This window comes from Helicobacter sp. MIT 00-7814, assembly GCF_003364115.1.
In the GTDB taxonomy this organism is placed as follows: domain Bacteria; phylum Campylobacterota; class Campylobacteria; order Campylobacterales; family Helicobacteraceae; genus Helicobacter_F.
Map to the genome: position 1 here is coordinate 20,712 of NZ_NXLL01000023.1, position 13,044 is coordinate 33,755.

The window sequence follows — 13,044 nt, forward strand, 5'->3', positions numbered from 1 at the left end:
CTTTCATTATCAAATGTGAATCTTTTGAGTTTTTCGATAAAGCAAGGCAAGATTTTTTATTAAAATTTTTTCTTTAAAAGGTTATTATTTCACGCATTTAAGAAAACTCACGCTCCCAACTTTCACCCACGCAAGCATTTGAGAATCCACAAGCTCTTGCGCGCGCTTTTGGCTTAAAGGGGAATAGAGAATCTGCAAATCCTCTTTGCTTAGCGGACGACGGGCAATTTGTGCAAGAATCTCATCTTTGTTTAGCTCTTGCTTTGATTCTTGCGACACACTTTGCGCTTGCAATGCGTTTTGCCCCTGTAGTGCATTTTGCTCTTGCGACGCGCTTTGTTTTGCAGGATTTCTCTGTGGTAGACATACGCAAATATTTTCAAACACACTTGCAAAATGCTCGATTTCCTCCTGCGTTAGGGGCGTGGCTTTGTGTGCGCTAGGACGATCAATCGTGCCAATATCAAGGCGACTTATCGCAATACTTTGCAAAAATCCCGCTAATTCCCTAGCAGAATCCATATCATCATTCACGCCCTTCACAAGCAAAATCTCGCCAATAAGCGCGCCTTTAAAAATGCGCGAAAACTCCGCGATGCCCTCTTTTATCTGCGCAATGTCTAAACTTTTATGTGCCCTATCCACACGCTTGAAAATCCGCTCATTAAGAGAATCCAGCGAAAATTTCACCATATCAAATTCAAGCAACGCCTTTTGCACTTCTTTTTTCCAAAAAAGCGAGCCATTGCTTAAAATAAGCGTCTTAATGTTGCCAAAAGGCGCGCCTTTGAAAGTAGCCAGAATCTTTTTAGATTCCATAATCAATTCATACAAATGCGGATAAAGCGTAGGCTCGCCATTTGCGGTAAATGTGAGGACATCGACCTTCGCATGCGATTTTTGCAAGGAATGCAGGGTTTGCGCGATTTGCTCTATCACAAGCGGGACTTGCGCCACCTCTTGCATAGAATCTTGCGCGCGGGCAGGCTTTAGCTCGCAGTAAAGGCAGTCAAAATTGCACTGCTTTAAACTCGGGGATAAATCAACCCCCAAAGAATAGCCAAAGCGCCGCGAGAGGATAGGACCAAAAGTGAAATTATTGTTTGCCATCGATGATTTCATCGACAGCCTCTGAAAGTGCTTTCGCAGCCTCTTTATTTACCTTGCTTAGGTTTGCAAGATTCTTATCAAGCGTCTTTCTATCGATTGTCTGAATCTCAATTTTCACATACAAAACCCCGCCCTTGCTTATCCAAGTATCGGTTCTTTGCGCGCCAGAAAGCGTTTGCTCCACGCTTGAGCGGATAGCCACGACCATTTCGCTACCTTCTGCGCTATCAAGCGCTTTGACTTTTTCCTCGACTTTTGTCTCAATCGTCGCTGCTAAGTCCGCTCTGCCCTTGATTGTAGCTTCTTTAATCGCCCAATCTGTGCGATTGTTGGTAATCTGCGCGCTTCCTACGCCAAAAGTTTTGTCTTTTTCAGTGCTTCCAAGTACCCAAGATGGCGCACCATTAAGATCAAAATCTGCTGTATTTCCAAGCTCATTTTTACTCGGACAACCTAAAAATCCAAACGCCACAACTGCGCTAAATACTAGCATTGCAAGTTTTTTCATCATTCACTCCTTTTGGGGATTTGTAAAATTAAAGTGCTGATTATAGCTTAAAATTTCAAAATAAATTAAAAGTTTATGCCAAAAGCTAGCACAAATAAAAGCTAATTGATAAAAATTATTATTTAGAGGGAAAAGCATTTACAAAGTTAGTCTAGAATCTTGCCTAGTTCTTAGCTCGCTAAGAAATACTTTTACACTAAAGGAGAAACGATGAGTAAAGTTATCGAGCAATTAAAGCAGATTCAGGCAGACGCGCAAGTGTTTTATGTTAAGGTGCATAATTTTCATTGGAATGTGCGCGGTATGGATTTCCACCCTACGCACAAGGCGACACAAGAAATTTATGAGGAGTTCGCAGATGTTTTTGATGATGTCGCAGAGCGTGTGTTGCAGCTAGGCAGTGTGCCTTATGTGACGCTTGCGGATATGATCAAAGCTGCTAAGATTAAAGAGGAAAGCGCGACAAGCTTTGATTCCAAAACAATTGCAAAAGCAATTTTAAGCGATTATGAATACTTTTTGAAAGCGTTTTTACAGCTTTCAAGTGACGCAGACGCGCAAGGCGACAAAGTAAGTGCAGCGTATGCAGATGACAAAGTCGCGCATTTGCAAAAAGCAATTTGGATGTTAAAAGCCCAACTTAGCTAGTTTTAAACTTTTGCCAATCCTAGATTCTGTTTGAGTTAAACAGAATCTAGAGCTTCCAAACTCCAACACAATTTCTCAACCTCCAAGCAATCTAAAAAAAGTCAATACACACTACCCAGCAAAAACTTGTTTTTAATATATTTCATTCAATTAAACAGCACGAACCAAAATTTTGCTTTTATACGCGCGAATTATTTGGATTATTTAAATTATTAAGTTTCTAAAAAGTTTAAAGTTATAGATTGCTTTGCCGACAAAGTCGGCTTAGCAATGATAGGAATGAGGGGTTTCTTTGGATTGCTTCGGATTCTTAATTAGAATCCTCGCAATGACAAAGCCTCTTAGAATGTATATCTTGCTTCTAGGAAGTAGCTTCTACCTTGTCCGATTAGGTAGCCATAGCCCGCGATTGTGTCGGTTGCATCGCCATTGTAGTAGCTATAGTAGAAAGTATCAAAGACATTTCTTACCCCACCGCTTAGGCTCAAGTCGCCAAACTTCGCATTTATCCCTATATCGCTTAGGCTGTAAGCTGGGATTGTGTCTTGCGCTTGCGCAACACTATTGCTGTATTGGATAATGTCTTTTTGCGCGCCATAGAAGCTGTTTTGATTCCAAATGCTAAAGATTCTATTAAAGGAGTAGCTGATACCAAAAGTCGCTTTATAGTTGCTTACATAAGGGACTTTGTAGCCTTTTGCGGCGCCTTTGCTAATGCTCGCGTCAATGTAGGTGAAGCTCTCACTCAAGCGCAAGGAATCATCAAGCAAATACTGCTCTGAAAATACCTCAAGCCCCATGCGTGTAGTTGCATCAAAGTTCCCATATTCTACACCACCCACAGAGTGCGCGTTGCCGATTGTGTAGAATTCATTATTTGTAAGCGTGTAGAAAAGTGAAGCGGAGAATACCACTCTATCCGCCCAAAAGTCTTTCAATCCCAACTCAAAAGTATAATAATCCTCTTGCTTTAGGTTTGTAGCTTCATAGCGAGAAGGATTTGTAGCTTGCTGACTTGGCGCAGTTGAGCCTGCTCTTCTTAGTAAGGAATTTGGACTTGGTGAAAAATAGCCTTTTTCAAACTTCGCATAGACATTTCCTGTATCGCTGTATTTGTAGTTTGGTGTGAGCTCTAGGGCGAAGTTGCTAAGATTCTTGCTATAGCTTGTTGTGGCGATTGCATTTGAAGTTACTTGTGTTCGTTCTGTTTGTCCTGTAGTCATAACGACTTGTCCGTATTGGTCGTTGGTTACATCAATGCTGTATTGTGCGTTTTCATATCTCGCACCACCTGTAAGAGAGAATCTCTCTGTAAAGTCGTATTTCTCAAGTGCAAAGAGAGAGTTTGTCCATTTTGTCCCCGTGAAAGGAATGTAAATCGTGTGGTCATAGACAAATGGTATTGTTTGTTGGTTCATGGTCGTAGAGCCTGCTGCTGTAATGTATTGATTCATCACTCTTTTGCCACGATTATAGACAGATTCAAATCCAACTAAAAAGCGTCCATTGGTATGTGTCAAGTCATACTTTGCGATAAGCCCTGCTTTTTGATCATCAAAAAGTGAGCCACTTTGATCGGCTGCTGCATTAGTCGTGTTAAACATACCAGCACGATAGCTTGAAAGTATCGTTACAGAATCCACATAATCAATCTTATTGAGATGATAGAAGGCTTTGATATCAAGCTTTGAGTTTTGCGTGATTTGCCCTACATAGCCTAGACTCACATCAAGGCGTTGCTGCTCGTTATTCAGCTCGCCATTGCCCTTGGTGAGCCTATCAGCCTTGCTAGGTGTGGCGTTGTCCATGAAAGAATTATTTGGCGTAGTCTTAATCTTGCCTGTGAAGTAGTCAATATCAAAGCTTAGCGTATGTCCGGGCGTAAAATCGTGCAAAAGCGCGAAGTTGGCTTGTGCGCCTGTGGTGCGATCGCCTATGCGCGGTCCGCCACGATTGATATATGCTGCGCCTATGCTGATATGCGTGCTATCGCCGATTTTAGTGCCGAACTTCGCGTCTGCGTTGTAGCTGTCCCCTGTGGAAGAGACTACATCAGAATAGCTAATGCCAGCGTTAAAGTAGGGCTTGTCAAAGCGTCGTTGCGTGATGATATTTACCACGCCCCCGCGTGTGCCATTCCCATACAGCACCGCGCCACCGCCGGGGAGAATCTCGATAGATTCAATAGCGTTTGGCGAAAGCGTGTTTAGCGGAGTGACGCCGTGGCTGGAATCTAGCATGTTGGAATAAATGCCATTGATGAGGACGGAGACATTGGTATTTGCCTTGTTGCCTTGTCCGCGCAAGTCGAGGTTGCTCCCTAAGCCGGTGTTGGTAATGCCAACAAATGGCGTGTAGCGGAAGATTTCCTCTGTGCTTTTGTAGCCTTTGTCCTCGATAAGGTCGCGGTCGATGGTATAGACATTGCGATTGAGCTCATCGAGCTTGGAGCGCATGATTGAAGCGGTCGCGGTAACTTTGTTTAAGCGGGCAGATTCCATAACTTCATCGCTTTGAGCGAGGGAAGAGTGCGAAGAGCCTTTGCTTTGGTCTGATGTGTGTGTGTGTGTGGCTTGTGGGGTCGCTGTGCTTGGGGCGTTTTGTGCGTTTGTGTTTTGCGTGCCTAGCTCATCGGCGAGCGCCAACTGCATACTCAAAATGATAGCCACTTGCGGTAAGAAAAATTTTTTCATTTGTAAGCCTTTCATAAATGGAAAATGTAGTTTGTGGAGAAAGTTTCTCCGTGGCGTATTATTATGCAAAAAATCTAAAAATTATCTTAAGATTTTAAGAATTACTCTTAAATCTCTTTGTAATATGGGGAAAATGAGCAGATTTTATGGGAAATGGGTTTGTGATTGTGCTTTGCAATGTAGAAAATGGGTGAAAAAATAGAGCGAAAATAAAATTTGCGGGGTGGGAAAGTGTCGGAATATCTGCAAAATTTTAATAATTAAAAAAGTAGAGTATACCCCACACAAACTGGGATTTAAATTTTTCGCGCTTTTGGGCTTTTGTGCAAATACAAAAACCCAAAAGACACGGATTTAAAGAAGTGGTGTTATTTGAGCTTCTCGCTTACGATATCCACGATATTATCGCCCACCATTACAGCGATTTTTTCCATATATTCTGCTGGGCTTGTGAATCCTACGCAAGAGCAGTTGATTTCACCTAGCACATATTTATCCTTGCCATTTTTGTCAGTGTCAAGGATGAAGTCCGCCGTCCAAATAAGTGGCAAGTCATAATTCCCTAGTTTTTCGCGGATTCCGGGCAATTGCACTAAAAACCAATCAATAAGGCTTTGCCAATCTTTTGGCTCATCGTAGCGATATTTCGCCCCGCTAAAAAGTGTCGCAGAGAACGCATCGCCGCCTTCTGCTGGCTTTTTATGCACGACATAAACCGGTGTTTTGTAAAGCATGAGGATTCTTATCTCGCCCTCTTTGATACGCGGTAAGAAAGTCATATCCACAAGCATACCATTATCGCCTACCAAATAATGCTCGCAGAAGTCCATAAACTCACCTAACTTGCGCTCTTCTGTGTGATTATCTTTTGCTTCGGTGCAGATGATTTTTGTATCAAGTGGTAGAGAATCCACTTTATTATAATCGCTTGCATTCTCTAGTCTCACGCGCCAAATGCCCTCCCCTGTGCTTCCGCGATTTTGCTTCAATACGCGCTCGCCTTTTGCCAAAGTTTTGGGGAAAGTCTTTTTGAAATCATGCTTTTCGCTAAATGCCACGCCAATTCTCTTCGCCTCTGCTGGATCATAATAAGCATAAGTATCATCAGGCACAAGATCCGTGCTCGCAAGCTTTGTCAGCGCGTCTTTTGCACCATAGCCTATCATCGCATCAGGGTGAGGCATACCCACAAGCCCATCAGCGCAGAGCTTACGCAATACATCAAAATACAATCGCTCCTCTTTGAGATTGCCCGGATTTACGCGAGAAACATAGCCATCAGCTGTATTTTTCACATGCTCATAGATTTTGTTGCGCTCTTTTTCATCACGCAAAATCTCATCGGTGAAAAACACCACCTCCGCATTCCAGCCCTTAGCTTTTAGGGCATTTACCATCGGCATAGTATCTTTTCTGTGCCCATCAGGTCCCTTATCACTTCCTCCGCGCGCTTCAAAAAACACGATGTTCTTTTTCATAGCCACTCCTTTTGTTTGATTTTCTTACAAGAAAGAAGTATTCACTCTATCACAAGCCAACGCAAAAGAATATAAAACTAACGCTTTTTAGGCGAAAGTTAGAAACTATGTAGCAAGAATTAACAAATTTTGTTAGCAAAGTAAGCTATTTTAAGGAATGCAGTGTGCGGCACGCACCTTCTAGCGTTGTCGGGGGTTTGGGGGTTGTAAGGGGGATAAGGGGAGCGACTTCGCAATTCAAGCCCCCTTGTCCCCCTGCAAAAAGAAGCTTTGAGAATCTAAGTTGGGATTAAGCTAAACATTAAAGATTCTGAAAAAAATAATTTCCAATTTCCCCGCAAATTTTCTCAACAAATTTCACTTTTCCCCCTTGACAGACACCAAGTGTCATCTTTTATAATTTCACCTTTTATTTCTCAAAACAAAAGGATTTTTATGTTTTCAAAGTTTTTCATCAATCGCCCTGCGTTTTCTGCGGTGGTTAGTATCATCATCGTGATTGCTGGGCTTTTATGTATGTTTAATCTGCCAATTGAGCAGTATCCAAAGCTTGTGCCAACAGAAATTTCGGTGCAGACGACTTATTCTGGTGCTGACGCGCGCACGCTCTCAACCACCGTGGCAAGCGTGCTAGAAAATAGCATTAATGGCGTAGAAGGAATGCTCTATATGAGCTCAAGCTCAAGTGCGAGCGGGAATCTCGCTGTAAGGGTGGTTTTTGCCAATGACATAAACCCTGATATGGCGCTTGTCAATGTCAATAACCGCGTGCAAGCTATCATCAGCCAACTACCTAGCGAGGTGCAACGCTCGGGCATAAATGTGAAAAAAGAAAGCACCGCGGTTGTGGGGCTTTATCATCTCTACTCGGATAATCCAGCGCATGATCAGCTTTTTATCGCAAACTACGCGCTTTTAAATATCATTGATGAGCTAAAAAGAATCCGAGGTATAGGAAATGTCGAGCTATGGAGTTTGCAAGATTATGCGATGAGAATCTGGCTAGAGCCAGCTAAAATCGCTAGCTTCAACCTTTCTCCGCTGGAAATCATCGAAAAAATACAAGAGCAAAATGCGCAATTTGCGCCCGGGCAGTTTGGCAAAGAACCAATTGACAAAAGCGCTTTTACCTACACTATCACCACTAAGGGGCTTTTAACAAGTGTCGAGGAGTTTGAAAATATCATTATCCGCGCAAATTACGATGGCTCGGCACTGCGCCTAAAAGATGTTGCGCGCGTAGAGCTTGGCGCGCAGGATTACTTGACGGATAATTATTACAATGACATCCCCTCGGTGCCTATCCGTGTGACTTTGCAACCGGGGGCAAATATGCTAGAAGTAGCAGATAATGTCTCAAAGGCGATGGAATCTTTGAGCGCTAAATTCCCGCAGGGTATGAAATATTCTAATCCATTCCGCCCAACGGAGTTTGTAACTGCTTCTATTAAAGAAGTGATGAAAACATTTATCGAAGCAATTGTTCTTGTGGTGCTAGTGATTTATGTATTTTTGGGGAATTTGCGCGCGACGATTATCCCAGTTATCGCTATCCCTGTGTCTATCATAGGCACTTTTGCAGGGCTTTATGCGTTTGGATTCTCAATCAATCTCTTAACGCTTTTTGGGCTTATTCTAGCCATTGGGATTGTCGTAGATGATGCTATTATCGTCATCGAAAATGTCGAGCGCATCATGCATGAAAAGCACTTAAAAGCCAAAGAAGCCACCATAGAATCTATGAAAGAAATCACAAGCCCAGTTATCGCCATCGTGCTAGTTTTAAGCGCGGTATTTTTGCCAGTGTGCTTTATGGGCGGATTCAGCGGGGAAATGTATAAGCAGTTTGCAATTACCATCGTTATCTCTGTCGTCATCTCTGGCTGTGTGGCGCTTACTTTGACACCTGCACTCTGCGCGCTTTTCCTAAAAGGCGGGCATAGCAAGCCAATTTTACCGATACAAAAATTTAACGAATTTTTTGAAAAGCTCACTTTTAGATTCTCACTCACACTTTCGCGAGTACTAAAGCGTGGGATTCTCATGCTGGCGCTTTTTGTAGTTATTATCTTTGCGACTTGGGGACTTATCATAAAAACGCCTACTTCTCTTGTGCCAAGTGAGGATATGGGAGGGATCACGATCCATACATTTTTGCCAGAGGGAAGCTCACTCTCGCGCACTATCGAGGCGCAACAATACCTAATCCAAACCCTAGCGCAGAATCCGCTTATTGACGAGCAGACGACTATTAGCGGATATAGCTTTTTGGTTGGTGCGTTTAAAACAAATGGTGGCGTGGCGTTTGAGCGTTTAATTGACTGGAGCGAGCGCAAAGGCAAAGGGCAAAGCGATAGAGAAATCATCGCAGCACTTAATAAAGAGCTAGGCGAGTATCCAAACGCAAACTTTATACTAGGGCAGTGGCCTACTATCATCGGGCTAGATTCTAGCGGGGTGAATGCCTATCTACAAAGCCGCGAGGGCGCGAGTATGCAGGAGCTGAAATATTATGCGGATTTGCTTGTGGAGCGCGCAAGTGAGAGGGCAGAGTTTAGCAGGATTTTCACAAGCCTATCAGTAGAGACGCCACAATATGAAGTGAACCTCAACCGCGAGGCAGCAAGCGCTTTAGGTGTGAATATAAATGATGTTTTCCGCACGATGCAGGTAACTTTTGGGAGCTACTATGTGAATAATTTTGAGCTTTATGATAGGACTTTTCGCGTAATCGCTCAAAGCGCACAGGACTATCGCAAGGATCCGGAGAATCTCAATGATATTTTTGTGAAATCTAGCAGTGGGAATCTCGTGCCTCTAAGCGCGCTTGTAACTTATAAACGCGTGATTGGCGCGGAAGTCATAAGTCGCTTTAACCTTTTCCCCGCTGCGCAAATCACTGGATTCTTAAATATCGGCTACTCTAGCGGTGAAGCGATGAAAGCACTCGAAGAAGTCGCGGCAGAGGTGCTACCGGCTGGCTTTGAGATCGCCTATGCGGGGGCAAGCTACCAAGAGAAGGCAAGTAGCGGAAGTGGGAATCTCGCCTTCGTCTTTGGGCTTTTGTTTGTGTTTTTGATTTTGGTGGCGCAGTATGAGCGCTGGCTTATGCCTTTGGCGGTGCTTACTGCTGTGCCTTTTGGCGTGTTTGGTGCGATAGTGGCCACGAACTTGCGCGGGCTAGATAATGACATATATTTTCAAGTGGGGCTTTTGCTATTGATTGCACTCAGTGCGAAAAATGCGATTTTGATCGTGGAGTTTGCCACGCATTTGCGTGAGAAAGAGGGTTTGAACGTGTTTGAATCTGCTGTGAGAGCAGCAAAGCTTAGATTCCGCCCAATTGTGATGACTTCGCTTGCCTTTAGCTTTGGCGTGCTCCCGCTGGCACTTAGTAGCGGTGCGGGCGCGCTTGGGCGACATTCTATCGGCACGGGGGTTATTGGCGGGATGCTTGCGGCGACATTTTTGGCGATATTTTTTATCCCTCTCTTTTATCTCTACTTCGCCCGACTTGGCGAGTGGGTGGCAGAAAGGAGAGGAAAGGCTTAAAATCTCTAGCTTAAATTATGGAATCTCTAGGTGGAGATTCTGTAATTTAGTTTCTTTATTTTCTAATATCATTTATATTTTTATTTTAAAATTCTGGGGTTTAACTTTCAGGAGAATTTAATTTTATTATGGAATATAGAGATTTTATTAGTAAGCAAGAAGCGCTAATTGAGGAAACTAAAAATATTATTAATGAATTGTCCAAATACCGCAAAGACACAAAAGACAAAAAGCTGGATAAAAATATTCAAAAAACCTTGGGCATTTTAAAAGAGAAGATTAAACTACTAGATTCAATGAATCCTGATAATTTTAAAGAGAAAAAAGCATCTTTTAGAAGCACTTTTAGAAGCACTTGATGAGCGTGTTTATAAGTGGTTTTATTTATTGACAGAACTAGATGAAAAACTAGACAAAAATAGAGCAATTCAAAAATATATACAAAGTCTTGCATCTATACAAGATACTAAAAAACTTCAAGAATTTATATACAGGGTAAAAAATACTTTCGTGAAGCATTACGGATTCTGCATAACACTTTTTAGTATTTTTGGGTTTCTTATTTTAAGTAAATATTACATTTGGGATATCTCATATACTCCTACTCTATCAAATACAGAATCTGTTTTATTTTATGGTTTTGCAATAGCTACCGTCGGCTTAATTTTTATCTTATATACTACTTTTATCTATGGCATTTTAGCTTTAATTGCAATACAAATTAATCAATCAACTAGACTCAGTATTACAGCAAAGCATTGGTTTGCAGGACTCACAACATTAATTTATACAGCTTTTGCAATTGCTAATTTAGCAGATTTATACTATAACGAGGATATTTTATGTATTGCCACCACATGTATGATTGTTTCTATAGGTATTTTGTCTTTGTTTTTTGGTTGTAAATTTGCCATAAATAGCAAACTAAAGGCATTTGGCTGGTTGCTAATGTTTGAAATGATATTTATCATACCATTTGGATTTACTTTGCAATTAATCAATATTGAAAATATGCCTCCAATGCAATTTATGGTATATATAATCGCTATCGCCTCCTATGCATGGCTATATGTTGCTTTAATTATGAAATTTGCAACAAGCCCATATAAAATCTTTTTCGCCATAACCCTTGCGAGTCTATTTGTCACATGTTTAGTATTTCCAGATCAAATAGCAAAAAATTCTCATATTGGTAATTACAGCCCCAAAATGCTTTATATTGATAAGCAAATGCAAGAAGTCTTTATTACTAATGGCGTAAAAAAAGACGATATTCGCCCAATAGACGACAATATCATAGGCGTTTCTAATATCAAAGTCCTCTCCAACATTGGGGCGGAATATTATTTAGAAGCAAATGGAGAAAGATTTTTGATTGACAGCTCATCTATCAAAAGCGAACACATAGAATCTCAAGCTGCTAAAAAACAAAACACAAATCCCTAAGCCACGCGCATTTGCCTTACAATGCGCGCACAACTCTACTTCCTTTCAAGCCTCACACGGGAATCTGAGAGTTTTTCCACCTTATATTTTCGCAATCTATTAAATACCGCGATGAGTATCGCGCTAATTGCCACAAGTGCTAAAATCCCAAGCGCGATTAGCACACTAGAATCTGCCTGCGCGCTAGAATCTCCGGGGATTGCCATAAGCGCACCTGAAGTAGCAGGTAATGCAAAATAGCTCCTTACCACAAGCGCGATGATAGCCACCACAGCGCCCACTGCCACCACCCACGCTACCGCGCCTGTGGCTTTTACCCGCACGACTTTTTGCGCGAGATTCCCTTCGATTTCTATTGAGCTTTGGTTGTTTGCAATGGCTTCTTTCAATCCCGCCTCATCGCTCACTGCGCCTTTTATTGCTTCATTCTCCGCCATTTCACCCCTCCATTTTTTATTTACAAAACACACAAAACCATACTATAGCAAATTATTTTTTCACCCGCAAGGTTTTAAGTATATCTTTTGTGTCCTTATTTACGCGATAAGAATCACAAATTTTGCTAATTGTCTTATTATGGACAAATGGCGCAAGTGTGCGGTTTTTAAGCACTTTATATACCGCGGAATCCGCTAAAATGCGCGCATTTTCTTTGATAAAAATAATGCTAAAAACCCAAGCAATTGCCATATTTACATAATAAAATTCAGAATCTATTTTTTGCAAATGTTCTAAAATCTTGCTAGATTTTTGCGGAATAAATGCAAGCATTCCAACAATGCCAAGACGTGATATAAACTCCCCTTTATTTGCGCTTAGTTCTAGTAAAAAATTAAAATATTCCTCGCAAAATTCTTGCCTAATCTTAGGCGTAAATATATCACAACTCGCCCAACTTCTTAGATTCCAGCTCAAAAGCTTTGCTAAATTCAAAAATTCGCAAAACTTCTCTTTATTGCTTGCCTCACGCGCCCGCTCACTTAAAACAATGCTTAGCAGCATTTCAATTTCTGCATATAGAATCTCATTATTTTTTTTTTTTTTCTATTTAGGCTCTCTTTGATTTTTTAATCCAAAGTATTTTTTCACTTCCAAAGGGTCGGAATTTATCCCCTAATTTAGGGGGGTTGAAGCCCCACTCTCCTCCTTTGTATTTTCACACAAAACAACCTTTCAACCAACTTCTTAACACTTATTGTGTCTAATTTTGTGACTACAAAGACACAAAACACCTACTTTTAGACTTATTTGAAGCTAGAGCAAAAAATCGCGCCAAATGTGGGCGCAAAAAAATAAATCACAAGCGAGGGCAAATGAAAAATCTAAATGAGGCAGAGCTACTTTTAGAAATACACCAAACAATGCAAGAGATTAAAGAGCTAGAAATAAGGCACAAAGAGGAAAACAAAAGAAGCGCGAGAAACATTATCTTGCTTTTAGTGTTTTTGGTGTCTTTTGTGGTGAGCGGAAAATTTCTAACTTAAGGGGGTGGCGTAAATGAGGGACGAATTAAAAGACTTGTTAGAAATTGTGAAGTATTGGCTAGCGGCGTTTGCGCTAATTTGCCTTTGTGTGGGGCTTGTGCTAGCCCCTGATTTAGTGTTAAAGC

Annotated in this window: 11 protein-coding genes; 5 read left to right on the plus strand and 6 right to left on the minus strand. The window is 41.6% G+C overall.

What is annotated here, in order from left to right:
* Window positions 1-84: 84 nt before the first annotated feature.
* Together CQA49_RS07545 and CQA49_RS07550 are read right to left on the minus strand one after the other, a co-directional pair.
* Entirely contained in the window at window positions 85-1,110 is a 1,026-nt protein-coding gene (locus CQA49_RS07545; RefSeq protein ID WP_115575369.1) for a radical SAM protein, read from the minus strand.
* The gene (locus CQA49_RS07550) at window positions 1,097-1,618 is read right to left on the minus strand and encodes a hypothetical protein (protein WP_115575356.1); all 522 of its coding nucleotides are present in this window, start codon (window positions 1,616-1,618) and stop codon (window positions 1,097-1,099) included. Before CQA49_RS07550 ends, CQA49_RS07545 begins: the two co-directional genes overlap by 14 nt.
* A gap of 210 nt (window positions 1,619-1,828) precedes the next feature.
* Between CQA49_RS07550 and CQA49_RS07555 the strand changes: the two genes are divergently transcribed.
* Complete coding sequence (locus CQA49_RS07555) at window positions 1,829-2,266, plus strand: DNA starvation/stationary phase protection protein (protein ID WP_115575357.1); 438 nt, start codon at window positions 1,829-1,831, stop codon at window positions 2,264-2,266.
* Between the two features lie 341 nt (window positions 2,267-2,607).
* Here CQA49_RS07555 and CQA49_RS07560 read toward each other — a convergent pair whose 3' ends face one another.
* Entirely contained in the window at window positions 2,608-4,959 is a 2,352-nt protein-coding gene (locus CQA49_RS07560; RefSeq protein ID WP_258864267.1) for a TonB-dependent receptor, read from the minus strand.
* A gap of 368 nt (window positions 4,960-5,327) precedes the next feature.
* Entirely contained in the window at window positions 5,328-6,437 is a 1,110-nt protein-coding gene (locus tag CQA49_RS07565) for a Cj0069 family protein (RefSeq protein WP_115575358.1), read from the minus strand.
* A gap of 435 nt (window positions 6,438-6,872) precedes the next feature.
* On the opposite strand from CQA49_RS07565, the gene CQA49_RS07570 reads away from it, so the two are divergent.
* The 3 genes from CQA49_RS07570 (at window position 6,873) to CQA49_RS07580 (ending at window position 11,435) form a co-directional block, all read left to right on the plus strand.
* On the plus strand, window positions 6,873-9,989 hold the full coding sequence (locus CQA49_RS07570) for an efflux RND transporter permease subunit (RefSeq protein WP_115575359.1): 3,117 nt from the start codon (window positions 6,873-6,875) through the stop codon (window positions 9,987-9,989).
* A gap of 128 nt (window positions 9,990-10,117) precedes the next feature.
* Entirely contained in the window at window positions 10,118-10,348 is a 231-nt protein-coding gene (locus tag CQA49_RS07575) for a hypothetical protein (protein ID WP_115575360.1), read from the plus strand.
* A 28-nt stretch (window positions 10,349-10,376) separates the two neighbouring features.
* On the plus strand, window positions 10,377-11,435 hold the full coding sequence (locus CQA49_RS07580) for a hypothetical protein (protein ID WP_115575361.1): 1,059 nt from the start codon (window positions 10,377-10,379) through the stop codon (window positions 11,433-11,435).
* 35 nt (window positions 11,436-11,470) lie between these two features.
* On the opposite strand, the gene CQA49_RS07585 is transcribed toward CQA49_RS07580, so the two are convergent.
* Window positions 11,471-11,872 (minus strand): hypothetical protein, encoded by a 402-nt coding sequence (locus CQA49_RS07585; protein WP_115575362.1) that lies wholly within the window; start codon window positions 11,870-11,872, stop codon window positions 11,471-11,473.
* Between the two features lie 52 nt (window positions 11,873-11,924).
* Window positions 11,925-12,437 carry a hypothetical protein gene (locus CQA49_RS07590; RefSeq protein WP_115575363.1) on the minus strand — a complete coding sequence of 171 codons (513 nt, stop codon included), beginning with the start codon at window positions 12,435-12,437 and terminating at the stop codon, window positions 11,925-11,927.
* A gap of 311 nt (window positions 12,438-12,748) precedes the next feature.
* On the opposite strand from CQA49_RS07590, the gene CQA49_RS10055 reads away from it, so the two are divergent.
* Window positions 12,749-12,919 (plus strand): hypothetical protein, encoded by a 171-nt coding sequence (locus tag CQA49_RS10055; RefSeq protein ID WP_181882637.1) that lies wholly within the window; start codon window positions 12,749-12,751, stop codon window positions 12,917-12,919.
* Window positions 12,920-13,044 lie beyond the last annotated feature (125 nt).

Bases quoted from the DNA above. Each gene is read 5' to 3' on its own strand.
- CQA49_RS07545 (WP_115575369.1), bottom strand. From the start codon at position 1,110: ATGGCAAACAATAATTTCACTTTTGGTCCTATCCTCTCGCGGCGCTTT.
- CQA49_RS07565 (WP_115575358.1), bottom strand. From the start codon at position 6,437: ATGAAAAAGAACATCGTGTTTTTTGAAGCGCGCGGAGGAAGTGATAAG.
- CQA49_RS07550 (WP_115575356.1), bottom strand. From the start codon at position 1,618: ATGAAAAAACTTGCAATGCTAGTATTTAGCGCAGTTGTGGCGTTTGGA.
- CQA49_RS07555 (WP_115575357.1), top strand. From the start codon at position 1,829: ATGAGTAAAGTTATCGAGCAATTAAAGCAGATTCAGGCAGACGCGCAA.
- CQA49_RS07560 (WP_258864267.1), bottom strand. From the start codon at position 4,959: ATGAAAAAATTTTTCTTACCGCAAGTGGCTATCATTTTGAGTATGCAG.
- CQA49_RS10055 (WP_181882637.1), top strand. From the start codon at position 12,749: ATGAAAAATCTAAATGAGGCAGAGCTACTTTTAGAAATACACCAAACA.
- CQA49_RS07575 (WP_115575360.1), top strand. From the start codon at position 10,118: ATGGAATATAGAGATTTTATTAGTAAGCAAGAAGCGCTAATTGAGGAA.
- CQA49_RS07590 (WP_115575363.1), bottom strand. From the start codon at position 12,437: ATGCTGCTAAGCATTGTTTTAAGTGAGCGGGCGCGTGAGGCAAGCAAT.
- CQA49_RS07585 (WP_115575362.1), bottom strand. From the start codon at position 11,872: ATGGCGGAGAATGAAGCAATAAAAGGCGCAGTGAGCGATGAGGCGGGA.
- CQA49_RS07570 (WP_115575359.1), top strand. From the start codon at position 6,873: ATGTTTTCAAAGTTTTTCATCAATCGCCCTGCGTTTTCTGCGGTGGTT.